We start from the raw sequence: 25002 nt of genomic DNA, 5'->3' as shown, positions 1-25002 counted from the left end.
AGCACATATTTTTAAGGGGGAACTCATTTTGTACCGGATTCAACGTTTGAAGCTTCATCTTCTGTTTGCTGCGGCAGTGATCCTGATCGTAATCGCAGGCTGTGGAACCGCTGCCGAAACGAAAGCTCCAGCGGCTTCGCCAAGCCCGTCCGCCGCCTCAACGGCCGCAGCCGCGCCCAAATCCGACGAGGTCCGAACCATTAAGCACGCGATGGGCGAGACGCAGGTCAAAGGAATTCCGCAGCGCGTCGTCATTTTGACGAACGAGGGCACGGAAGCTTTGCTGACTGTAGGCATCAAACCTGTCGGTGCGGTGAAATCGTGGGTAGGCGACCCTTGGTACGACCACATTAAAGCGGATATGCAAGGCGTTCAGGCGGTTGGCGAGGAAACGCAGCCGAATATCGAGCTGATTGCCGGGCTGAAGCCCGATCTTATTATCGGCAACAAAGTGCGCCAAGAGAAAATTTATGACCAATTGAGCAAAATTGCTCCGACCGTCTTTGCCGCCGATCTGTCCGGCGATTGGAAGAAAAATTTCGCCCTATATGCCGATGCTGTAGGCAAAAAAGCCGAAGGCGATAAAGTGATGGCGGATTTCGACAAGCGCGTGGCGGATTTAAAAACCAAGCTCGGCGACAAAACGGCAGCGAAAATATCGATCGTTCGTTTCGGCGCGGCCGAAGTGCGCATCTACCAAAAGCAAACATTCAGCGGCGTTTTGCTGAGCCAGCTTGGCTTTGCGCGTCCCGCTTCCCAGGATAAAGACCAATTTGTTGAAAAGCTGACCAAAGAACGTATTCCCGACATGGACGGCGACGTCATGTTCTACTTCCTGACGGAAAGCGGCGGTTCTTCGGACGTAAGCAAGGTAGCCAAAGAGTGGCTCGACGATCCGCTCTTCAAAAACCTGCAAGTGGCGAAAAACAATAAAGTGGTTCGCGTGAACGAAGTCGTCTGGAACTTGGCCGGCGGTTACAAAGCCGCCAACATGCTGCTCGACGAAATCGCCAAATATTTCGAAGTAAAATAAGAACTCGATTCGAACATGCAAAAGAGCCGGCGCCAAGCGATACGCTTAGGCGCCGGCTTAGTTTGCCCTGGAAAGTCCGGTAGTCAACCGACCGCCGTCATGCAGCGCAACACCGCTTACTGGGAGTTGCGCGCGAGTACGCGGTTCTCGGCCAAAGCTTGCCGAGAGGGGCTGCCCAGCCGGGCCGAGGGCCGGCCCAGCCGCCGCAAGGCGTCGCTGCGCGAGCCGGGCTCTACCGCTCGCCCTTCCCCTAGCGCGGGTTACGTCACGCCGCTTGGCGGGCGTCCGTGAAACAGCTTAGGCTGGCCGGGCTCTTACGCTCGCCCCCCTGGCGCGAGTTACGCCGCTGCTTGCTAGGCGGCCATGAGACGGCTTAGCTGGCCAGGCTCTCACGCTCAACCCTCCCTGGCGCGGGTTACGCCGCTGCTTGGCGGGCGCTGGCCCGGCCGATGGAAAAACCTGCATAAGTGCAGGAATTTCCCGCGAAAATGGATCATTTTGGCGAAAAGCCTGCAATCATGCAGGAATTTTTAACAAAAATGATTGTTGAGCCCGTATGCCGGCGAAAAGCCTGCACAATTGCAGGAATTTTTGGCGGCTGCCGTATCATGGGCGCAAATTCATGTATTTTTGCAGGTTTTCTTCGTACCGCCAGGTAGATTGTGGCCATCGGCTCTGGCGTGGGGGTTTTTGGGCCGGTGCCGAGCGATACGCTTAGGCGCCGGTCCTTTTACGGCTGCTCCTCCGCCTGCATCCACTGCTCGTAGAGGCGGTCGAGTCTCTCCTGCGCAGCCTCCCGCTCCGCCCACAGCGCGGCGAGCTCCTCGGCATCCGCATCGCCGGAGCGCGCCTGCAAGCGGGCGTCCATGCCTGCGAGCCGCTCCTCTTCCCGCGCAATGGCCTGTTCCAGCCGCTCCCGGCTTGGCTCCGGCGCGACGGCGGAGGACGCGCGCTCACGCCTCGCGCCCCCAGCGGCCCGCACGACAGGGGCGGAAACCGCCGGGCGGCTCAATTTTTCATGCTGCACGGTGGTTTCACTTCCGCTTCCGCTCCCGCTTTCGCCTTCGCCGAGCTGCTTTATTTTGTCCTTGTACTCGTCAAAATTTCCCGGAAATACGGCGATTCGGCCCTTGTCGAGCTGCCATATTTTTTGCGACAGCCGGTTGATGAAGTAACGGTCGTGCGTGACGGCGAGCACTGTGCCGGGGAACTCCTCCAGCGCTTCCTCCAGCGCCTCTCTCGACGCGATGTCCATATGATTCGTCGGCTCATCGAGAATGAGCAGGTTCGGCTTCCGCTGCACGAGCAGCGCCAGCCTGAGCCGCGTCCATTCGCCGCCGGAAAGCGTGCTGACGGACTTGAACACGTCCGCTCCGTAAAATAAATACGAAGCGAGCTTGCCGCGTGCTTCTCCTTCCTCCAGCCCCGCCGCCTCGCGGAAATAGTCGAGCACCGTCCGGCGGTGGTCTCCCGGATATTCCTGCTGCGCCAAATAACCGATGTCGACCCGGGAGCCGAGGGCAAACGTGCCGCCGTCGGGCGGCTCCAGGCCGAGAATAAGCTTCAGCAGCGTGCTTTTGCCCGATCCGTTGCGCCCGACAACCATCACCTTCTCGCCATACTCCAGCATTCCCGACGCGCAATCGAGCACTGGAGCGGCTCCGTAACGTTTGCTGACGGATTCAAAAACGAGCACTTTCCGGCCGGATCTGTCCTCCGGTCTGAGATCGAACTCAGCCCCCTTCGGGTCCAGCACGGGACGCTTGATTCTTTCCATGCGATCCAGCGCCTTTTGCATCGAAGCGGCCCTCCGAAAAAACTTCTCGTTACCGCCAATGCGCCCCCACTCGATCAACTGCCTGATCGTTTCCTTCATCTTCCTGATTTTCTTCTGCTGCTCCTGATAATCGGCGAACTGCCGCAGCAGCTTTTCTTCCTTCTCTCGGACAAAACCCGAGTAATTCGTATGGTAAACGTGCGCTTCGCCATCCTCCAGCTCCACGATTTTCGTGACCGTGCGATCGAGAAAATAGCGGTCGTGCGAGACGATCAGGCAAGTCCCGTCATATTTGCTCAAATAATCTTCGAGCCATTCCGTTCCGGACAGATCGAGATGGTTCGTCGGCTCATCAAGCAGCAGCAGCTCCGGCCGGCCGATCAACTGCGACGCCAGTGCGACCCTCGTCTTCTCGCCGCCGGATAAGGAAGCGAAGCTTCTGCCGTAAAAATCCCGCGCGATGCCCATGCCCGCCGCAACCTGGTCGATTCGCGCGTCCAGTTCATACCCGCCCTCGCGCTCAAAACGCTCCTGCAGCTCCGCGTACTGTTTCAGAAGGAGCTCCATCCGCTGCGGCTGATCGGCGGCCTCCGGCTGCGACATCTGCTCTTCCAGCACGGTCATCCGGGCGCGGCACGCCAGCACTTCGCGGCAGCCTGCCGCCAGCGCGTCATAGACCGTGCTCTCTTCCCATTCGGCGGGAATTTGCGCCAGATACCCGATCTGCATCTCTTTGCGGACCGTAAGCTGCCCCTCGTCGGGCTTGGATAGTTTGGCGATCAAGCGAAGCAGCGTCGATTTGCCGCTTCCGTTGCGGCCGACAAGGCCAATCCGCTCGCCGCGCTGGATTTCGAACGTTACATTTTCAAGCACAAGCTGTGCACCGTGGTATTTTTTTACATTTTGACAATGAGCAAGCAGCATAAAAAGGATCCTCCTTATATTTGAAAGACCCTATCCCCGGCACTCCATGACAACAACAAAAAAGGCCGCAGGAAAATTCCCTACGACCTTCGGATGCATCCGTCTGAGGTTAAGGTAGGCGTCTTTTCGCGAGTTGTGAAACCGTATGGGCATTTGTGGACAGACTTCTCCCGTCGTTGACAAATGCATGAACGATGCCAGCCATCGCAACGGGCAACTGGCAAATACGGTTATTCACAGACTCTCGATTCATCCTACCTTCACCTCCTTCCTTTACATATTTTCCAATATACCACAGATCAAGCTTCTCCGCAATCGGGACAAACACCGTAGACTTCCAAGCGTTGGCCCTGCACTTTGAAGCCTGTTGGATCGGTCGCCGCATGCACCGCTTCTTCAAAGTCCGGAAATTCGAGATCGGTAATTTTGCCGCACACACTGCACAAGGCATGGTAGTGAACGGTCATGTCGGCATCGAATCGGCTTGCACCGTCGCCATAAGTCATCTCTCTCGCCAAACCGGTTTCAATAAAGACTTTCAGGTTATTATACACGGTCGTCACACTCATGTTCGGGAAGCGAGGTTCCAGTTCCCGATAAATTTCATCCGCAGTCGGATGCGTCATTGTCTCCAGCAAATAAGCTAATATGGCTTGCCGTTGCGGAGTGATGCGGACGCCGGTACTCTTCAATTTTGCGAGCGCCTTCTCCAAATACGATGCCACATGTCTCACCACCTAAAAAACACCGCATGTTCAAATGTTCCTGTGCAAACCGGAGGGAGCCGATATCCCGCGAACCGGCAGCCACTTTCCAAAATTAATTGCCGTGTGCCACATAGCGGGAGATGTCTACGTCCATGCTGTCCGCTAGCCGCTGGCCAAGCTCTGCGTCCGCCCTGTAGAAGTTGCAGATCGCCAGAAGCACCGTTTTTTCCGTTACCTGCTTCAAGTCTGCGGTCAGATTGCGGATGACGGCTTCCTGTTCCTCCTTGGAGTAACGGCGCCACACTTGCCCCGCTTGGCCGAAATCGTTCGCCTTTCCGATTTTTTCCCGCCCGGCTGTTCCCGTCAAGGAATAAGGAACATCCTTGTAAGCAGGGTCTTCTTTGGGCGTATCTTGATACCGGTTCGGCTCATAGTTGACGGCATGATGCTGCTGCTTGAACGGCATTGCGCCATCGCGCTGGTTATTGTTTACTTGAGCAAACGGGCAGTTGATCGGAAGCTGCAAGTAGTTGGTTCCGATGCGGTAGCGCTGCGTGTCGGAGTAAGAGAACAACCGGCCCTGCAGCAATTTATCTTCGGAAGGCTCAATACCCGGAACGAGCACGCCCGGATTAAAGCCTGCGGACTCCGTTTCGGCAAATACGTTGTCAGGATTGCGATTCAAAGTCATGGTGCCTACAAGCTGATACGGAATGTCTTCCTCAAACCAATCTTTCGTCGGGTCGAGCGGATGGAAATCGAACTTATCGAAATCTGCGGGATCGAGTAATTGCACGTACAAATCCCATTCCGGAAAATCGCCGCGCTCAATGGACTCGTACAGATCCCGGCTTGCGTGGTTGAAGTCTTTGGCCTGAATGGCCGACGCTTCCTCCATGGACAAGTTTTTAATCCCCTGTTTCGGAACCCAGCGCAGCTTCACGTAAACCGTATTCCCGTACGCATTAACCCATTTGAAAGCATGCACGCCGGATCCCCTCATTTGACGGTAACTCGCCGGAATCCCTTCGTCGGAAAAAACGTGGAGGAGCATATTCGTCGATTCCGGAGTCAAAGACATAAAATCCCAATACCGGTCCGGATGCTGGATATTCGTTCGCGGGTCCGGTTTTAAGGAATGCACCATATCCGGGAACTTCATCGCGTCGCGGATAAAAAAGACCGGCAGATTGTTGCCAACGAAATCGTAGTTGCCCTCCTCGGTATAAAACTTCACGGCAAAACCGCGAGGATCGCGCAATGTTTCAGGCGAATGCATACCGTGAACGACAGTTGAGAAGCGGACGAATACCGGCGTCTCCTGCCCTTCATTTTGCAGAAAGGCCGCTTTCGTGTAGCGCTTCATGCTGTTCGTCACTTTAAAAACGCCATGAGCGCCGGCGCCGCGAGCATGCACGACGCGCTCAGGAACCCGCTCCCGGTCAAAATGAGCCAGCTTTTCAAGAAGCTGATAGTCCTCCAGTAAAGTGGGCCCGTGCTGTCCGGCTGTCCGGGAATTTTGATTGTCGCCGATCGGCACTCCTTGATTCGTTGTCAGTTTTGTCATCCGAATACTCCTCCCCAAGCAAACAAGAATGATATTTAAGATACTGATTCTATTTTAAAATTAGACTTACAATAAAGTCAATATTATTTTATAATAATTATAATTAACGAATCAGGTAGACTCGTTTACAAAATCAAAAACCCCCGTTGGCCATTTGTGGTTGGCGGGGGTTTTACGTATGTGGCACCAGTAAACATACAATATTTACGTTCTAATGGCCATTCCGGATTCGCAGCACTTGATTAATACTTGACATTTCCGGATTGGGACGTTTTTCCCGCAGCAAAACCTTTGAACAAGGTCGGTACATTTGAATATCTTGTATTCGTAATTTTGGCCTGACTAACGGAGCTGTCGGTCCGCAAAATAGAATCCTTCACATTGGAAATGTCGGAGCTGTCCAGTGTCATATTAACTTTGAACGAAGTGCCGCCATTCTGACGAACCAGCTTGCCGATATCGTTGGCCTTAAAGTTTTTAATATTGATTGTGCCCGCTGCGTTCATCTGGAACACTTTATCGTAAGCTTTGTAAGCTCCACCGCCTGTAATGTTAACAGTTCCCGAAGATTTCAGCGTCAAGGCGTCCTCCCCCACATCCTGCCAAACCACATTATTAATGTTGCAATCGCCATAACAATGCACCCCGTCGGCGGCGGGAGCCCCGAGCACAACGTTTTTGAGCGTTGCTCCGGCTTCCAGTTTAAATACCGGCTTCTGATTCTCGCCTTGACCGCCGTCACCCAATTTATCAGGATCCGCTACAAAGGTTTGACCTTTGCCATCGTATGTCGTGCCTGCCTTAACTAAAATTGTGGTACTCACAGGGACTGGCGCAGCTTGTACGGGAATCGCCGCGAATACGGAAACAACCAAGCCCAGGGACAAAACGGCGCTGAAACTTTTTTTCATTAATAATCATCCTCTCAATAACAATTTTAATTGAATGACAGATTGGACTCTCCACTCTCCCTTTGCTTTTTTACCACATAAGAATGTTTAAGTTCTTCACAGCGCTAAAGCGTGAAGAACAGCATTCTTATTGGCGAATAAACCTACCTCTAAACGCGGTCGCTCATCTTCGAAAGACCTCGATAGAGGTTTATCTCATCATGTTCATCGTATCCGATATCGATGTGCACCTCGAAAATGGATACGCTTTCAAAATAACAAGAATACATGGGTGCAGCAATAATCATTTTGTTATATTTGGATAAAATGTGAGAAAATGATTACTTGATTATTTCGCATCGCCACTCGCTATTTGATCGACAAAAGCGAAGTCTACCCCTGCTGGAAACGTATCGGGGATAGCTAAAGCAAGTCCGCAGGATGCTGAGGCGCATAAGCCATTTATACCCTGGTCAGTTTCACTTCCTTCTACTTGCCGAATAAAGAAGACGTAACAACGGCATAGCCAAAGTCTGCTCCCGGCGCAGATCGTGGAACTGCGCAACTGCAACTGGGCGGGAAGCAGCTTGGTAGGGAGTAGCTTAGTAGGGAGTAGCTTGGCAGGGAGTAGCTTGGCAGGGAGTAGCTTGGCGGGGAGTAGCTTGGCAGGGAAAACCTGCAAAAGTGCAGGTTTTTTCTATAAAAATGGCTCATTTTGGCGAAAAGCCTGCGATTGTGCAGGAATTTTCGTTGAAAATGAACCATAGCCCATGTTCGCGGCGAAAAGCCTGCACATTTGCAGGAATATTTCGCAGCCAGCGTATTCATCAAGCAAAAACTGTACTTTTGCAGGTTTTTTCGCGCAACGAGGCGGATTGTGCAACCAGCTCTGGCGAATGGATTTCCGGGCAGCCTGTGAATCTGCAGGTTTTCCCGCCTGCGCAGGGTTCGGACACCGTTTGGCCAAGAATTCCTGCACAATCGCAGGCTTTTCCACCAAACGAGCCGTTTCCGGTGCGAAAGCCTGCACTTTATACATTAGACCTGAATTATTTTCATTCTGTGGGGTGACGTCCATGGCGTCATGGGGTTTTCGCAGGCTTTGCCCAGGCGAGATGAAAAAAGAGCATCCCGCAGCTCCAAGCTGCACGAATGCTCTATCTACGATCTACTGCGGCTCACGCTCGCTGCCCGCCGGGGCGGCTTCCCTCATCGCGTTGAGCGCAGCGCCGATGGCATCTTCGCCGTCGGCGCTGCTGCCCGCACGGCTGCCGGCACCGGCGCTACCGCCGCCCGCGCCGATGGCAGCCGCATCGGCTTGCGTGTACGCCCACCAGCGGACGCGCACGTTCGACGCCTCCATGCCTTGCTGCACCTTGACGCCGATGCGGAAGGTGCCCTTCTGCGGGTAGGCGATCGTGCCGATCTGCACGTCGGGCGCATCCGGCTCGAACTCGCTGCCCTTGAACACGTCGGCGGCGCCGTAGTACACGCGCTCGCCGCTGGACAGCATGTCGGAGAACGCGTCGCTGCTGCTCTCCTCCAGGCTCGTCACGATCAGCACGTTGCCCTCTCCGAGGCCGTGCGCGATCTCGCCGGAGAAAAAGCTTTTGGCCGCTTTCCCGAACGGGGAAACCGACATTTTCGTGAACGGAGCGATCGGAATATCCACCGCTCCGGTCCGAATACCCGCGATTCCGCCTCCACCCGCAGGAATCGCCAGATCAATAGAAAGCTCGCTGCCGGCTTTATCGTAAAGGACCTTCAGCTCCGGCGGCTGGCCCGGGGCCACGGTTCTCACCCTGGACCGCGTGACCAGTTGGGCCGCGTCTTCCCGCTCCCCGGCCGATTGGCTCAGGCGGTACATCACGGAAGAATTGTACACATACTCGCCGAAAGGAACCTGCTCGACGCGCTCGATCACATAAGTCGGCCCCATTTGCAGCAGACCGATTTTGGCCAAATAAATGCACGGCTCCGACGGCGCTTCCAGCGAATCTTCCAGGGAACGCTTCACAAAATCGTCCATCAACCGCTGGCCCACCGGCTCCTGGATCACCTGAATCTCTCCCGCATCCTGCGAATGGAGATCAAGCTGCTTGTCGCCCAGCCTGAGCACAGCGCTCCCCGGCTTGATGCCGACGGTACCTTTGACGGCCGCCGTGCCGCCGGCGCGCAGCAGCACTTTGATTTCGTATTCCGTCTCCTGCTGCTCCTGCGGCTCTTCGAACTGAACCGTGCCGCCATGAACCGCCTCCAGGCGCTCGGCAGCCACGTCGTATTGGAAAAAGATTTTGCCGGCCTGGAGCGTTTTTTCGAGGCGCAGCGTCATTTCGAACAGCTGCCCCGGGTTCACGTAACGCGGGGTCGTCTGAAGCACGCGAACCTGGCTGTCCTGATACAGCACGATTGTCTGGTCCGTCAAGTCGGCCAGCGGCAGCGCCGCCACGTCGGGAGCATCCTCGCGGATAAACAGCCGGTAGCTTTCGAGCACGCGGTTGTATTCGCTGATTTCGTCCGAACGGACCGAGGAATTGGCGACGGAATGGACCGGTTCTTTGCCTTTTTCGTCATAGGCGATGCAGAGGTACACGTTTTTGGCGTATTCGTTGTTGGTAAATCCGTCCATCATCGACAGTTTCAGCGTGACCGGAGAAGGGACGACAATCTCCCGGCCCAGGGCGTCGATTGCCGCGCCCATTTCGACGGACACCGATTTGTCGTCCACGGCGATGACCTGCAGGCCGGTGATGACGCCGGAGCCGTGCAGCAGGCGGTTCATCATGCGCCGTTTGTCGTTGAAATACTTTTGCTCCGATTCAAAATCCCGCACCGTCAACAGCTTGCCATAGAAATAGCGATTTCGTTCAAACGGGTAATAGCGCGTCTTTTTCATAGAAATCCACTCACCTTTCAAGGCATGTTTCGTTTATTCCAACTCGGAATCCAGTTCCAATCGTGTATGCAGATCCATCCGTTTATCCCGCTCGACGTCGATCAGCACCGTGTTGTACGGCATCGAGGAACGCTCGTCGAGAGTCAGCAGCGTAGGCTCCGATAAATAAGTGTTGATTCCCAAATATGTATGCATATCCGCGTACATCCACGGCTGCAGCACAATCAGCTTCCCCTCGGCATAGGCGGGCGTGCAGTCTTCGATAATGCGCTCAATGATCATCCGCTGTTTGTCGGTGCGTACGCATTCCGGCGGAAGCATCACGCAGAAACAATAGGGATTGTCGCCGTACAGCCGGACGAACAGCCGGCGAAGCTCGGACGTTTCCTGCATCTGCCTGAACTGAAAATATTCCAAAAGGAACGGTTCCCTCTCCGTATAGATACGCATCATCCGTATGAGTCCCTCGCGCGTACCTCGCAGCTTATACAGCTCCGGCGCCTGCTTGATCAACTGCCTGAGCTTCGTTTCGCCCCACGCATCGTGATCCGATACGGCCAGCCAGCGGCCCAGCCATTCCAGATAAGCGCCGGACACGGCATCCGGGTCAAAATGAGCGCTGATCCGATCGATCTGATCCTCCATATCGTCAAAAAAAGTGCCGAACAGCGCCAGAAACCGCTCCAAAAAAGGGCTGTGCTCCTGATCCTGCTGATAAATCGGCGGCAAATAATCGATCAGCGACGTTCTCGGAAAATAGACCCGCAGTTTGCGGATGAAAGGCGATCTGTGCTCGCTGCCGAACAGTTCGATTTTGAGCCAAATGTAGCGGCCCTTCGCCTTCATGAGCAGCGCGTCACGGGGATTCACAATCGGCTCCGACCATAAAGGCCGAGTCCCGCGAAGCTTGTCGCGAATCGGGATGTCCGGGTTCGTCAAGTAGTCCGTATACTCGACGTACTCTCCGTCCACGAAGCCGTCTTGCTCATCGGATGCAAAATACGATATCCGTATTTGCGTTTCCTCGGGGATGTCGGCGTCCAGGCGGATTTTGTGCCACTGTGTCTCGGTTTCCGTCGTGTCCAGCTCGGCCGAGAAGTACACCGCTTCGGGCAGCCCGGTCGCATCCAGCGGCATCGTGCGCGCCTGAAGTTCGAGCAGCGTAATCTGCCCGCAATCCCGGTCAAACACATACATCCGGTTGCGCCGGTCATGCAGCAGCTTCCTGGCGCAGCCGCGAAAGCCGGAAACTTTTTCCTGGAATTCCCCGTTGCCCCGGTACTTGAGTATGAACCTTTCGCTGTCGCCCTCATGCCGGGCTGCTCCGCTGTTCCCTATAAAGAGATTATGATTCGTATCAATGGAAATGCCGGCAAAGCTTCCTTCATGCTCAATCGTAAAATGCGCGGTTGCCCTGCCTGCTCCGTGGAACACCGTGACCGTTTTGTGCAGGGCGTCCAGCACAGCCAGCGTTCCGTCCGAGGCAGCGGCATGGAAGCGCCCGCGCAGCTCATGGACCGGAGCGGCTTCTTCGAGCCTGAGCGACTCATGCTCATACGCCTCGACGACTTCACCCGCGGCGCCCCACAGCAAAATGCCGATCCTTCCGCCCGCAGGGACTTGCGGATTTCCATTCATACCAACCTCAATATCCAAAGGCACAACCGTGAGCAAGCTGCGCGCCGCACCTACGGCCGCAGACACGCAAAGCGGAAAAAGCTCCAAACCGTTCCATTCGCTCGCAGCCCACAGCGTCTGTCCGTTCGAAACCGAATACACGCCGAGCCTGCGCTCGCTGCCGGCATCCGCCACGGCGAGCGAATCCGCCATGGACGCCAGCATGGCCTGTCCGCCGAACAACAGGTGCCCGTGCCGGAACAGCGCCTCGCGGTGGCGGTTCTCGTAATCGTAAACCCAGACGCCGGCCGCCTCATCCAAAAGGAACAGCTTTCCGCTCGGGCTCGCGGCCATGTCGCCGATCGCCCCGATACCGTCCAGCTCCCCGGTGCGAACGAGGCGGTAGACGCTGTATTTTTCCGTCTGCCGGATAGCGAAGCCGTGTTCCTGCATATCGATGTTGGCCGCATGCCCCCGCTCCCAATCCAGCGGCTTGTTCAGCGAAAAAAACTGCTGCGAATTGTGCATCGTTCGTCACCTCTTTCATTAAAATTACAAGTCGGTCCGGCTGATCAGCTCCACCTCGTGATCGCCTGAATAAACTAACGCATACGGCGGGATATGGATATCGCCGCCCGCATCCTTATCGAAGCCCGAGCCTTCCGCATCGAGCCAAATATCCTGCACGTACACGACGCCTTTCATGCGGCTGATCACTCCGTATATATCGCCCTTGTACACCGTTCGGCCGAACCGCCAGCCTTCCGAGCCGTCCCCGCGATTCATCGGCTGGAGCAGCTGCCTCAGCTCCTGCAAGATGCGGCGGGGATCGTCTTTGTACGGCGGCTCCACGACGACGACGGCATGGACCGTCACTTTGATATACTCCGCCGGAATGACATGCAGCTCCGTCGTCAGCAGCCGGTGCACGTCCAGATGCCGCCGCACCGTCTCCAGAAAGCCGCTGCCCGCCACCGGCTTGTCGCTTTCGCCGTAAGGCACGACGGCGACGGTCATCTGCGCGGGCGACTTGACCTTCGGGTAGTCCCGCAGGCCCGGCTCATACAGCGGAATCGCCTTCACGCGGGCCACGCGCAGCCCGGGCGTCGCCTTCGCGATCCGCTCGTAGTCCTCGCCGGTCACGGCGCGGGTCGGCCTGCCGAGCTCCTGCTGGACGCGCAGCTTCGCCTGCTCCAGCGTCTCGGCCTCGGCGCCGCCCCGCGCCGGGAACGGATTGGTCACGGTCACGCCCGGCCAATCCGCACTTGCTTCCGTGAAGCCGGCCACCATGCCGTCCTTCACGTTGCCTCTCACGCCCCCGCCCGCTTGCAGCGCCAGGAACCGAATGTTCGGTTCCGCCGACACCGGCGGGATCCAGCCCGCTTCGTTGTTGCCGAAGCGGATCGTGCCTGCAGCAGCGTCGTAGACGTAATGCCTGTCCGTGGATTTCGAGTTGTCGAAATCGTCCACGGACTGCCAGTCGTCCCAGACGACGCTGTCTGTTCCCCGGGGCCGGTGGCCGACCTGCAGCAGCATGCTGCCGGTCTTGTACGTCCGGCCCCTGGCCACTTCAAACGTCTGGCCGGGCAGACCGTTGCTGCTCCCCACCCAGCGGCCGTAGTCGAACCCGGCCGTGTAAGAAATAAGCCGCACCCGCTGCGCCCCTTGCGGCGGGATGCTGCCGTGCTCCCCGTCTCCGAAGCGGAGGCGGGTCGTGCCGCGGGCCGAGTCCTGCTGCATCTCGCAGCAAAGATCCTGTGGCCCGCACGCGGCCAAATCGCTGACGGTGCGCCAGTCGCGCCAGCGGCCTTCCTCGTCCTGCACCTGTACGGTGTGCAGGCCGGTGGAAGACAGGAACGAGCTTACCGTGAAGCTCTGTCGGGGCTCTCCGCTGCTGTCGAAGGCGTCGGCTTCGCTGAAAGTTTCCTGCTCCGCCGCCCGGACCGAGTTGAGGCTGATCTTCTCGATCTTCGGCGGAAGCTCGTAGCCTTCCGCCTCCAGCGTGCAGCAAATCCAATAGCGGCGCTTGTCGTCCGCCGGATAGAGCGCAATCGGCTGCATCGCGGAAGGGAGCGTGAACACGAGCTCTCCGCTTTGCGACAGGTGCACGGACGTGTCGCGCACCGGCTCGACAGGCAGCCAGCTCTCGCTCTGCCCCTGCTGGCCGGCTCCGGCGAACGTCCATGACACCTGGGCGGACGAAATCGGCGCAGCGGTGCCGTCCTCCCCGCGGGAAACAGGCACAGGGTAATCCTCGAACAGCTTGAGCGCGAGGGCGATCTCCGTCTGTTCCGGCAAAGCGCAGTCAAAGCCGATATACAAATGCGCGCCTTTGCGCGCGACCGGTCCAAAGGCGTAGTAAGCGATCCCCGCATGATTGTTCGACGTGTAGTCTCCCGCCGCCGTTTCGGTGCGGACGATCACTTTTTCCAGCTTCGCGGGAATGAGCCGCAGCGTCTCCAGCGTTTCAAACCGCTGGTCCATCGCGGCAAGCGGCGTCCCCTTCGGGAGCACAAGCTGCCGCTCCATGCCGGAGAAGGTCACATCGCATTCCGCCGACACGGCTTCGCGGGGACGCACGCCCAGCAGCTTCAAAAACTTCCGCTCGCTGCGCTCGGTAACGCGGTTCAAATAATACTGCTGCATTTCGGTCATCCACGACATCAATTCCAGCAGCGTAATGCCGGGATCGTGCGCGTTCTCGTCGGTCCACTGCGGGAACAGCTTCGGAATCGCTTTGCGCGCCTCCTGCACCATCTGATCGAACATGCGGTCATCCAAATTGGGCAATGGGAGCACTTGTGCTCACCTCCTTCTATAAAAAGCTCAAGATTGTCGGATCACAGCACCCGAACGGTTACTTTATGCTTGCCGCTGACGACGATACCGTGGGGCATGGCCGGCAGCCGGTTCACGTCCAGTTCCTGGCGTTCACCGTCTTCCAGCTTGAAAACGGTCATGTACAGCTTCTCCACATGATTGACCGCCCGGATCGACTTGAGCAGCGCGTAGAACACCGAAGGATGGATCTGCTGCCCGATCTTCCAGCCCTTTCCGTCAAAATTACCTGTCAGCGGGTCCAGGAAACGGTTCAGCTTTTCCAGCGCCTGCAGCTCTGTCGAGACGACGGCGTCCATCCCCTCTACGGCAACGGCGGCCGAGACGGAAATTTCCATGTAAACCGGCTCGATCACCTGAATGTTGCCGGGGAAAGCGACGAGACCGGATGCGCGCTGCATCATGTACTTCTCGACCTGCTTCTTCAGCTCGGGAAAAGCGGCGCTTCCCTGACGCCCTTCCTTCGGCAAAATGACCAGCGTCATCGCTCCGGGTTCTGTTTGCATATATGCGTTATGATTCGGCACGCATTTCACTTTGGCTATGTTCGGGTACGCCTCTCTGGCCAGCCATTCGTAGTCCTCGGCCGTCACCGCCCGGCCTCTGTGCCTGATCATCTCCGGACCGCGCCGCAAAGCCGAATCGAGCTGTTCCGCCTCGCAGCCGCCGGCCGCAGGCTCAGGATTGTACACTTCGCCGACAAAGGCGATGGAGTCCTGCAGCCGGTTGATTTGACGGGCGTCCACGTTGCCCGCTTGACCCGAGGTCACCTGATATGTGACCTTGATTTGATCCAGCCCGCCTTTCGGGGGCTTCTTGCCGTGAATGCCGTCCCCGAAGCGCAGACGGCCGAAAGTCCGGTCCAGCGTATAGTGCCTGTCACGGCCTCCCGAATCGGCCAACCGGCTGACGGATGCCCATTTGATCCAGAGCCGCTGGACGTGGCCTTCACTGTCCCTTTTGACATCCAGGACAGGCTCGCCCTGACGCTCGTATTCGGCAATTTCCTCTTCCGTCACATAATCCGTCTCATCCACCCAAACGTCCTCGGATACGATTCCGCTGCGGTTCAGTTGGTATTCGGTTTCGTCTATGCCACGCGCGTCGGGAACCTCGCCGGTGATCGTCTCCTGCTGAAGCGCCTGCACGGTGTTCAGGTAGATGCCGTGCACGACGGGAACCGGCGTCCGTTCATCCGGATCGTCGTACTTGCCGTCGCGGTTGACGACGCGAATCCAGTACCCCTGCGAACCGAACTGCACGGCTTCGGCAAAATCGGACGGCCCGGCAAACTGCAGCGCCCCGCTTTGCGTGAGCCCGTTCGTGCCGTCGATCACCTTGAGCGGCGCCCATTCCGCCGGACTTCCAGGAAGCAGGGCCCCCCGCAAGTACTCCCACTCCAGCATAGGAATATCCTGCCCGGTCAGACGCTGCCGCTTCACGGAAACATAGAGCGAAATCGGCCCCTTCACAGGCGGCGCGTCAAACCCCAAATATAAGGACGGATACTCGCCCTCAAGCGGTTGAAACGGTTCGAACCCGCCCTCCTGACAGCAGCTGTGCCTCGTTCGGTCCGCATAAACCGTATTGTTCAACGTCAGGCAGCAATGGGGCGGATAAACGCGGTCCTCGTAACCGTAAGTCAGCCCTACATGTTCAACCCACGGCGAAAGATAAACCGCCTGCGGGGCATAAGCATTTTCCATTTGCAAAATACGGGCGCGAATCCACCAACTCTCATTGCCGTTCACATAAGTCGGCTCCAAATCCTGCGGACAGCGAAACCGAACCTGCTTGCGCACGGGCTGCTCCTGCGGGTAATAGAAAAGCTTTTCCGCTTCTTTGCCGACTTCAAGGCGCACCCAAGTCGCCCCGTTCCAGTACTCCCAGACGACCTGCATCACGGTCGCATGAACGACGGCGGGCTTGTCGAACTTGGACTTTTTCATAACCAGTTTCCAGTCCACCTGCTCGGCGGCCTCCGGCTGAAACCGGTTCTGAACCGCCTGCAAATCGAAGCTCAGCGTGATATCGCTGTCCTTCTTCGTAAATACTTCCCGGCTCGCTATGTAAAAAGATCCATACAGCGCAAATTGATCGCCGAACGGATAAAAACCGCTCTCATCCGCCTGGATGTCATTATAAAACATCTGCTCCGGCTTAATGCCGCCCATCTGCAATACGTCCGCATAATCCGTCTTGGCGGATATTTGGTCCATGGACAGCCTGCGGTCCGCAAGGGTCGCGCCGTCCTGCCGTATAGGCTTCAAGCGGCATTGAATCCAGTGCCCGGCGATACCGTCCACTTCCCGCTCCGCAAGCTCACCGAGCTGGGCTTTGGTCAAAATAATCCGCGTTCCCTTCGCCTCCACCCGGTCAAAGGCGCGCCAGCCGTCTTCGGCGGCATAGAGCCACTCCGTCAGCTCGGGATCGGCCAATTGGCTGCAAACGTTAGCTTCATCGTAGCGCTGCTTCGAGTTGCGAATTTCCAGTTCGATGCGAGCCGTGCTCGGCACGGTAAAAAGGGAGCTGTGCTCCAGAAACAAGGCGTGCGCCTGCAAATTATCGCCGTCCTTGATGCGAAAAAGCGCCGTCGGCGCAGCTTGCCCCTGCCTGGACGCCGTGATGAACGCATCCGCAATGCGGATGATCGCATCCCGGCTGCGGCTCGATGCGTACGCCGCATGCAGCGCCGCCGGCGTCAACAGCGCGCTGCGGGCGGTTTCGTAAAACAAAGGGCCCGCTTCCCCTGCGGCGGCGATCTGCGTCCCGGCGGGAATCAGCACCGGCTCCTTCGTGCCCTCGTTCAGCGCAAACGTGACATAGGCGCTGGCCGGGCGCGCCGGCAGCAAGGATACGTCGAACATGTTCAGGAACGAAACCAGATTTTTGGTCGGCACCCGGTTCAACCGTTTGATGTTCTCGTGAAACATGTCCGCAAACATGAGAAACAGCGCTGAACCCGGGTCCGGATCGTCCGGCGTAAACCGCCACTCCGGCGTGTAGTAGGGCGCCATTTCCTTCATTTGGGCAATTAGACCGGGAATATCCCGGGGATCAATTTGGGGAGGCTGCACAGCTCCACCTCCTCTCTGCACATCTTGTCATCATTCAGCCGCCTCGTCGTCATCGCCTATTTGGAACCTTCATGCAAATAAAACGGATATACCTGATTGAACAAATTGTTCGTCGTCCGCACCAAATACGTAATGCGAATCATCACCTTGCCCGGATCATCCCGGTCGGGCACCGCCTCCGCATCGACTTCATCAACCCTCGGCTCCCAATTGCGGATCGCTTCCTTGATATTGCTCTCCAGCAGACGCAGCGTCGTGTCGTCTGTCAGACCGAACACAAAATCCTGCACGCCGCAGCCAAAATCCGGGCGCATCACCCGCTCCCCCTGTGTCGTTCCGAGGATGATGCGGATCGCCTCGGCGATGTCCTCTTCATATTCGGACGTTTGAATGCGCCCCGTCGCCTGGTCTACCTGAATCGGGAACTTCCAGCCCCGCCCCAAAAATGCCTCCGACACCAATCCACGCTCCTTCCCGGCTTTTTGCGCCTACTTCCGGCGCTTGGCTTAAGCCCGCTTGTTTCTGCCGCTTGCTTATGACCGCTATCCCTTTAGCTCAGCCGCCTTCCTGCCTGTCGTTCACTGAGCCAACGGGAGAGTGGTCATAAGACCTTCCCGGCGTCAATTGATTTTGACCATGCTGCCCTTGATGTTGATCATGCCGTCCGACTTGATGTCCAGCGTTGCGGCCGCTTTCAGCGCCATCGTTGCCGACGCTTCGATATTGATCTGCGTGGACTTGATTTTGATCTCTTTGGCGCTTTCGATGGAGATGTCGCCTTTGGCGTTCAGCTTAATCGTCGTCGCGCTGCTTTTGACGGTAATCTCATTTGCCGATCCGCCCTTGATCAATATCTCGTTATTGCCGCTTTGATCGGCGATTTTGATGCTGTCGTCCTTGTCCGTCAATGCGATGGTCTGGCCTTTTTTCGTCTTGATCGTAATGTTTTCTTCGCCGCTTTTATCGTCGAAAATGAGCTCGTGGCCCGACCGCGACTTGATTTTGCGCACATCGTTTTTTTCCGCCGGAGCCGGCGGCTTGTTTTTGGGATTCCACAGCATGCCGATTACAAAAGGCTGGCGCATCTCGCCCAGATGGAAAGCTACCAGCACCTCGTCGCCGACCTCCGGCAAAAACAGGCTGCCCATATCCTTGCCACTCATAAGCGTCGCAATGCGAACCCAATCCGTCTCCGTTTCGGTCTCCTGCAGCGGAAGCTTCAGCTTCACGCGGCCCAGGTTGTCGGGATCGGCATTGTCCGTCACTACGGCGACCATAACGCCGCCTACCTTCTGACCGGAAAAATCGACTGACCCTCCGACAGCAAATTCGGGAAGCTCGAACATCAGACCGCGTTCCCTCCTATCTGAAACCTCGTTACGTACCCATCGTCGTTAAAAAGGTGCGTGGACCCTGTAATATAATACGGCTGATCGAGCTTCTTGCCCAGTCCGCTGAGCTTGATATAGCGCCCGGACCGAATCTCCGGAATTCCGACGCATTCGCCTGTTCCCGTGATCAGCTTCATCGCTTTGCGGTTCAGCAGGGCGTCCGCATAGCTTTTGGCCTCATCCTGCGAAATCGCATTCGTGTACATATATTCCACGAACTCGCCGCCGGTCGAAAGCAGGTCTTTGCCTGTCTTCGAATTGGAACCGAGTTTCGCAATCGGACCAGCTTTGCTTTCGATCACTTTCAGCTCTTTATTGTCCCAGGCCCGCACCGTCACACCGGTCAACTGCTCGGCCAAATTCATGTCAATCGAGAGGCTGCGCAGCGTTTTGCCCATTTCCAGCGTCAGCACAGGCGTCGTGTCCGTAAGCGGCTTGCGGAAGTACAGGTTTTTGCCGACGACGAAAAAGTCAAAGTTCATCAATCGCGCCAAATGCTCGATAAAATGATAATCGTCCACCTGGCTCTGCGAAATTGTCGGAAATTGCATCGTCGTGGCGTCGATGTTCGCCTTCGCTCCGTATTCCTTGGCGATTTCCGAGACGACATCGCTGTACTTTTTGTTGTTCCACGACCTGGACTTCGTCCCTTTCATCATCAGAAACGAAAAATCCATCCCCCGCACGATCAGGCCGGGGTTCTCCCCTTCCGCGAAATCAGCGACAACCGAAGTAATGTAACCGGAAAAAACGGGGCACATCTTATCTACATAACCGAGGCTGATGTCTATCGCTTTGTTCAACGTGAATACGTCCAGCCATTGCATCTCGCTTTTCGTCACATTATAGGCGTTCGTAATGCGAAAAGAGAAAGAATCCGCCGTTCCTTCGATCGAAGTGTCGACCCGGATCATCGAGACCGCAATATCGTCCGATATTTTACTGCCGTCGACTTTGATTTCGTAAGCCGGAGCAAAAAAGTCGCGGTATTTCTTTTCAAGCTGATCAATCGTATACGCGGTAGTTTCAAGACTCAACTGGGCCATAGTCTAATCCAACCTCGGCACCGAAATGCGGCGTCCCGTCTGAACTCTGAGCGGATTGTCGATATTGTTCGCCTTGGCGATCTCCCGCCACAAGCCGGGGTCCTCGTACTCGTGAGCTGCGATCATCCAGAGCTGTTCGCCCTGCTTGAGCATTTTTTGCTTCGTGCGGTCCGAAGAATGGCGGGGAATCTTCTGAAGCTGCTCCTTCTTGCTGTGCCACGAACGGAAAGTCACTTTGAGCTTGGCCCGCACCGGGATGCCGCTATCCAGAAACATCGTGAAGCTTTGCGTCACCTTTTCCACGACGCCTTTAAAATCAAGGGAACCCCAGACGAACCGGCAAATCGGCGGTGCATGAAGCTCTTTTTCCACGTCCAGCAGGCCGGAAATTTTTTTCGTATAATTGCGGACATCGGTTCCTTTTTCGTAGGTGTCAAAAAAGAAGTCCATCGTCAGCGAAGTCGTGCCCCCGGTAATAAACTGACCTACCGGCATGGACAAGCCTGGCACCTTATTCCATGAATAGCTGTTGCTCGTATCGAGGGAATACTCGCTGGGGTTGAACAGTACTTGCACGTTCTCTTTTTTGCCGTTTCCCTTGTCCACGATGATCATGGCTTTCTTCAGTGCCACCGGCGTCCATCCCTTTCCGTTTTATCCGTTAAAGTCCGCGGCGCTGCCGCTCGAACTTGATTCTTTTTTCGATTTCGCGGTACACTTTGTCGGCGATTTTTTTGATGTCCAACTGCGGCTGCTGCATGATCCATTGCTGCAGCTGCTCCATGTCGACCTGCGGCGCCGCCTGCTCGGCAGGAGCGGCGGCCGCTGGCGCATCCTCTGCGCCGCTTGCCGGGCGCAGCCAGTCCATATCCAGCGGCGCTCCTGCGAGCGCGCTGGGTCCCGGCAGTGCTGGAGCCTGCTTGTGCTCCAGCATCGTCCCCGGCAGCGCGAGCTGCGCAGCGCTGCCTATCTGCGGCGCGCCCGCTTGAGGCGCGCCGGGGATCAGCTGCCGCTGCACCAGCGGCGGCAGCTGAGTTATTGCGGCAGCCACCGCAGGGCTGCCGGTTTGGCCGGCGGCGGCGCTGCCGAAGGCCGCCGCCGGGTTTGCAGCTGCGGCCTGCGAAGCCGCAGCTGCTGCCGCAGGAGCCGCGCCCAGCGCTCCTGTGAGGCCGCCGGCCCGCGTGGCTATGGCACGCGGGGTCAGGCGCAGCGGCTGCCCGGCCGCTGCCAACGCGCCTCGCGCGCCGCCCCCCGCAGCGGGGCGCTGGCGCTGCGCGCGTTGGCCGGCCGGCGCTGCGCTTGCGGCGCGCCGTAATGCCGGCGCCGCGCTTTCGTGCGCCCCCGCAGCCGGCGCCCGGCCTTGCTGGGCCCGCTGCGCTTGCGGCGACCCGCTGTCCTCCAGCGCAGCCGGATCAGCCGCCGGCTGCCTCCAAACTGCCGGGACCGCCGGCTGCAGACCCGGCGCTGCGTTTATAGCTGCATGACTTAGCACCATGCCGCCTTTGGAGATCGCTGCTGCCATAGGCCCGCTGCTCTTGCCCTCTATGCCGCCGCTGCTGCTTCTATCGGCTATCTCTGCCGCCAAGCTCGCGCTCAACTCGGAGCGGCTCGCCATAAATCCGCCGGCAACCTGTTCAGGATGCGTCAAAGTTTGCCCACTTGCTGCCAACGAACCGCCCAACAAATCGCGTCCATCCCCTAAAACAACGTTACCCTGAACATCGGAACCGGAATTTCCGCCGCCTTTTCTCCTTGCGATCGTACTCAAGTTTGGAAAAGTACCTTGACTTTTAGCATCGGCAGCACGATTTGTCGCTGCCAATTGAATGCCTGCATTCGCTTTTGGAGCAGTTTTCACAATTGTGGCCGGATCCCCGGTTTTACTTACACGCAAGCTGCCGTTTCTGCCTGCTGCCGCATGCGAGCGTACATTTTCAATTAATCTTGCATGTACGCTTGGTGCATTTGCGCTACTGTTTGTAATTGCATTTATGCTTGCTGTTGAGCTCCTACCAGCCATTCCATCCATGCTTGCTATTGAGCTTCTGCCAGCTACTCTATCCATGCTTACTATTGAGCTTCTGCCAGCTACTCTATCCATGCTTACTGTTGAGCTTCCGCTAGCCACTCCATCCACGCTTGCTGGTGAGCTTCTGCCAGCCACTCCATCCACGCTTGCTGGTGAACTTCTGCCAACTACTCCACCTATGCTTGCTGTTAAGCTTCTGTTAGCCACTCCGTCCATGCTTGCTGATGAACTTCTGCCAACTACTCCACCTATGCTTGCTGTTAAGCTTCTGTTAGCCACTCCGTCCATGCTTGCTATTGAACTTCTGCCAACTACTCCGCCTATACTTGTTATTGAGCTTCTATCAGCCATTCCATCTGTACTTGCTATTGAGCTTCTACCAACCATTCCATCTATGCTTGTTGTTGATCTTCGGCCAGCCACTCCATCTAGGCTTGCTATTGAGCTTCGCCCAATTAACCCATCTATACCTGCTATTAAGCTTCTGCCAGCCACTCCACCTAGGCTTGCTATTGAGCTTCGGCCAACCACTCCACCTATACTTGCTGTTGAGCTTCGGCCAACCACTCCACCTATACTTGCTGTTGAGCTTCGGCCAACCACTCCACCTATACTTGCTATCGAGCTTCTGCCTGCCACTCCACCTACGCTTGCTGTTGAGCTTCTGCCTGCCACTCCACCTACGCTTGCTGTTGAGCTTCGGCCAGGCATTGCATTTATGTGTTCTGTTGAGCTTTTGTTCGCTATTGCACTGGCTGATACAAGTACTTTTGTTCCTGCATTGACGTATGTACTCTCAACTGGATTTGCATATGAATTGGTATCTGCATTCGCATGGACTTTCCTGCTAACTTTTGCAGGCCCTTTTTCATATGGAAAAGAATTTTTTGTATGTATAACAGAATCTGCTCCAGCAATGAGACGGCTCCCGGCAAAATTGCTCCTTACCCCGAAAGCCGGTCCCTGGACGTTATTTCGATCCTGAGGGGCAGATTCCTTTATTTTTGCAATGACATTCAAACCTAAATCGGCGATCGCTTCTGTGCCCGGCCGTACGATCGATCTTGTTGTTCGTGGCGTGCCATCACTGCCTGCCCCTGCCAACATTCCTGCACGGACACCAGAATTTACAGCCCCATCGTCAGCAGCCTGTACGTGTCCTTTCGCAATCGATCTGCCCAACGTTTCCGCATTACTCGCAGCCATCACATTTGTACTGCCACTTGCACTTGTATTAGCATTTGTACTCGTACTGCCATTTGCACTGCCACTCGCACTAAGCTTTGTAATTGTACTGGCACCTGAACCTGATTGAGAGCTTGTTTTTGCATATATAACAGAATTTGCTCCAGCAGAGGGGCTAACTCCAGCGAATGGGCTCCTCATTCCAGAAGCTGGTTCCTGAGTACTATTTCGATCAGGTACTGCAAATTCGCTCATTCTTGCAATGACATTTGAACCTAAATCAAGTTTCGGATTTACAAACGGTTTTGTACGTATTACAGAAACTGCTTCCGCAGCGAGGCGGCTCCTTATGAAATCGCCACTCTTCATTTTTCCGATAACATCCGAACTCAAACCCGCAGCCCCAGCCGCAGATTCCCCAGCACGGATGCCGGAATTTGCAGACTCGGAAGCATCGGACCGTGCGTTTGCTTTCGCGTCCAATCTCGCACCAGCACTGCTTGAATCTGCGCTTACGCCGAAAGCGGTCGTACCGCTATGCAGCCTTGCGCCGATTACCTCATTGCCGCTACCGGTCTCAATACCTGGTGACCTTCGCAGTATTCTCCGGGCCGTCCCCAGATCATGCCGAGAGCCCTCCGTCGCGACCCACGACCGGGCACCGGCCTCGTGCGCAGCGGGATTTCCCGATGTATTCCTTTGCTGCTGAACAAGCAGTCTAAGCTCCGTACGGCTGCTGTTTATTTTTGGAGCTGACTTGGCGCTTGCAGTCTGAGTCTCGGCAGAAAGGATTCCGGACACGGACTCGGTCTTTCGGACAAAAACAGGCGCGTTTTCCCGGCTGCGAGTATTTGCCCGTGCTGCATCATTCCCACCCTCTTCCGCTTGCCTTGCTTCCAACTGTGCGGCATTCGTTTGATCTGGCGCGGTTTTTCGCCAAATAACAGTATGTGCAGGTTTGTCCTTATCGTGAACAACCTGATAGCTGCTTGTTCCTTCGTACTGCCGCCGCATGGAGTGCGGAACCGCCGTGGTCAAGCTGGCGGCCGCAATAGCGGAAGGCGCGATGCGCCGGGCAATCGCCACCGGTTCGTTATCCTGGCTCCCTGTCGTATTGTAAGCGAAATGCCGCAGCACAGGTGCTGTCTTTCGAACGGTTTCCGCATGACGATAATCAATGCTCCGCTCTCTCCGAACGGACTCGCCAAAAGCTTCGTTTTCAACCGTTCGCAGCGGTTTGCGGGCCGCCCTTTGAGCCGGTTCCCCCATCCATACAGCCGAATTAGGGTGCCGCTGGGAGGTCGAATGTGTATGTAAGGATTCTAAATGAACGAATTTGGATAAAGCCGTATGATATAAACGGACTGCCGCCGTCCGGTTCGTCGCTGCACTCCTGCTGCCTGCCTGTCTGGAAAGCATCCGAACCGAAGCTGCAAACTGTGCAAAAGCACGCTGTATCGGCGGCGTTCCCCGCTGATTGTCGATAGTAATGTAACGCTGCCGCAGTTCGCGGCTTGAAGGCCGCTGATCCGAGGGCCATCTCAAAATGTGTTTTCCCTGCCCGGTTATTGCCGTGGCCGGGGGGCTTGCGCTTGTATTCGGCGGTGCCCCATGCACTTGCCCTGCGGTTGATGCCGGGTGTGAATTGTTTCCGCCAGAAGGGATGTTCGTTTTTTCCTTGTTGTTCTTTTTAGCGGTTGCATGGCCGGAACTTGTCCGGTCGATTTCATCAAGCTCTGCGGTCAGCTGCAAATCGCTCCGCAGTTCTTCGATAGCCATGAGTTCTGAAACGGCGGCTCTTCGATCTGTTGAAATTACGGCCTGCTGCGACAGCAGATGTCCGTAGCGCTTCACCCATTGTTCAAGACGATGGATCGTCTCCCGCTTGGTGGACAGCGGCGCTGCGTTCGGATGCTGCAAATTTTGCAGCTGCAGTTGGAGCCGGATGATCCACTCCCGTTCGCTCTCGCCTGCCGATGCCGTAGGCTCATCTTCCGCGAGCATGCCGTTGATCCTGAAAATGAG

The 25002-nt window shown here is 56.5% G+C and carries 18 protein-coding genes; 4 read left to right on the top strand and 14 right to left on the bottom strand.

Translation table 11 applies throughout. The annotated features are described in order from the left end of the window. Window positions 1-28 precede the first annotated feature (28 nt). Window positions 29-1033, top strand: coding sequence for an ABC transporter substrate-binding protein (locus AC3G2T_RS26345; RefSeq protein WP_474686168.1), 1005 nt, complete (start codon window positions 29-31; stop codon window positions 1031-1033). Between the two features lie 488 nt (window positions 1034-1521). After that, window positions 1522-1692: a hypothetical protein gene (locus AC3G2T_RS26340; protein WP_488437443.1), complete on the top strand. Its 171-nt coding sequence runs from the start codon at window positions 1522-1524 to the stop codon at window positions 1690-1692. A 71-nt stretch (window positions 1693-1763) separates the two neighbouring features. On the opposite strand, the gene abc-f is transcribed toward AC3G2T_RS26340, so the two are convergent. The 4 genes from abc-f to AC3G2T_RS26320 form a co-directional block, all read right to left on the bottom strand. Next, window positions 1764-3734: a ribosomal protection-like ABC-F family protein gene (gene abc-f, locus AC3G2T_RS26335; RefSeq protein ID WP_488437442.1), complete on the bottom strand. Its 1971-nt coding sequence runs from the start codon at window positions 3732-3734 to the stop codon at window positions 1764-1766. A gap of 299 nt (window positions 3735-4033) precedes the next feature. Further along, window positions 4034-4459 (bottom strand): Fur family transcriptional regulator, encoded by a 426-nt coding sequence (locus tag AC3G2T_RS26330; RefSeq protein WP_474686164.1) that lies wholly within the window; start codon window positions 4457-4459, stop codon window positions 4034-4036. Window positions 4460-4553: 94 nt separating this feature from the next. Continuing rightward, window positions 4554-6008, bottom strand: coding sequence for a catalase (locus tag AC3G2T_RS26325; protein WP_474686162.1), 1455 nt, complete (start codon window positions 6006-6008; stop codon window positions 4554-4556). Window positions 6009-6250: 242 nt separating this feature from the next. Then, window positions 6251-6919, bottom strand: coding sequence for a pectate lyase (locus tag AC3G2T_RS26320; RefSeq protein WP_488437441.1), 669 nt, complete (start codon window positions 6917-6919; stop codon window positions 6251-6253). A 530-nt stretch (window positions 6920-7449) separates the two neighbouring features. Between AC3G2T_RS26320 and AC3G2T_RS26315 the strand changes: the two genes are divergently transcribed. Next, window positions 7450-7665 carry a pentapeptide repeat-containing protein gene (locus AC3G2T_RS26315; protein WP_488437440.1) on the top strand — a complete coding sequence of 72 codons (216 nt, stop codon included), beginning with the start codon at window positions 7450-7452 and terminating at the stop codon, window positions 7663-7665. Here AC3G2T_RS26315 and AC3G2T_RS26310 read toward each other — a convergent pair. The 10 genes from AC3G2T_RS26310 to AC3G2T_RS26265 form a co-directional block, all read right to left on the bottom strand. After that, window positions 7596-8048 (bottom strand): hypothetical protein, encoded by a 453-nt coding sequence (locus AC3G2T_RS26310; RefSeq protein WP_488437471.1) that lies wholly within the window; start codon window positions 8046-8048, stop codon window positions 7596-7598. The genes AC3G2T_RS26315 and AC3G2T_RS26310 overlap by 70 nt on opposite strands. 18 nt (window positions 8049-8066) lie before the next feature. Further along, entirely contained in the window at window positions 8067-9794 is a 1728-nt protein-coding gene (locus AC3G2T_RS26305) for a hypothetical protein (protein WP_488437439.1), read from the bottom strand. Between the two features lie 33 nt (window positions 9795-9827). After that, complete coding sequence (locus tag AC3G2T_RS26300) at window positions 9828-11939, bottom strand: phage tail protein (RefSeq protein WP_488437438.1); 2112 nt, start codon at window positions 11937-11939, stop codon at window positions 9828-9830. A gap of 24 nt (window positions 11940-11963) precedes the next feature. After that, a complete protein-coding gene (locus tag AC3G2T_RS26295) occupies window positions 11964-14210 on the bottom strand; it encodes a putative baseplate assembly protein (RefSeq protein ID WP_488437437.1) in 2247 nt (748 codons plus the stop codon). Between the two features lie 41 nt (window positions 14211-14251). Next, window positions 14252-17326, bottom strand: coding sequence for a putative baseplate assembly protein (locus tag AC3G2T_RS26290; RefSeq protein ID WP_488437436.1), 3075 nt, complete (start codon window positions 17324-17326; stop codon window positions 14252-14254). Between the two features lie 56 nt (window positions 17327-17382). After that, entirely contained in the window at window positions 17383-17784 is a 402-nt protein-coding gene (locus tag AC3G2T_RS26285; RefSeq protein WP_488437435.1) for a GPW/gp25 family protein, read from the bottom strand. A 162-nt stretch (window positions 17785-17946) separates the two neighbouring features. After that, the gene (locus AC3G2T_RS26280; RefSeq protein ID WP_488437434.1) at window positions 17947-18672 is read right to left on the bottom strand and encodes a phage baseplate assembly protein V; all 726 of its coding nucleotides are present in this window, start codon (window positions 18670-18672) and stop codon (window positions 17947-17949) included. Next, complete coding sequence (locus AC3G2T_RS26275) at window positions 18672-19763, bottom strand: phage late control D family protein (RefSeq protein WP_474686145.1); 1092 nt, start codon at window positions 19761-19763, stop codon at window positions 18672-18674. Before AC3G2T_RS26275 ends, AC3G2T_RS26280 begins: the two co-directional genes overlap by 1 nt. 3 nt (window positions 19764-19766) lie before the next feature. Then, on the bottom strand, window positions 19767-20396 hold the full coding sequence (locus AC3G2T_RS26270) for a CIS tube protein (protein WP_474686143.1): 630 nt from the start codon (window positions 20394-20396) through the stop codon (window positions 19767-19769). 28 nt (window positions 20397-20424) lie between these two features. Then, window positions 20425-21411: a hypothetical protein gene (locus tag AC3G2T_RS26265; protein ID WP_488437433.1), complete on the bottom strand. Its 987-nt coding sequence runs from the start codon at window positions 21409-21411 to the stop codon at window positions 20425-20427. Window positions 21412-21625: 214 nt separating this feature from the next. On the opposite strand from AC3G2T_RS26265, the gene AC3G2T_RS26260 reads away from it, so the two are divergent. Then, complete coding sequence (locus AC3G2T_RS26260; RefSeq protein WP_488437432.1) at window positions 21626-22777, top strand: hypothetical protein; 1152 nt, start codon at window positions 21626-21628, stop codon at window positions 22775-22777. Window positions 22778-25002: the final 2225 nt, after the last annotated feature.

Source organism: Paenibacillus sp. sgz302191 (assembly GCF_057749925.1).
The sequence above is the reverse complement of the archived record's forward strand: the minus strand, read 5'-3'. Positions and strand labels throughout refer to the sequence as shown.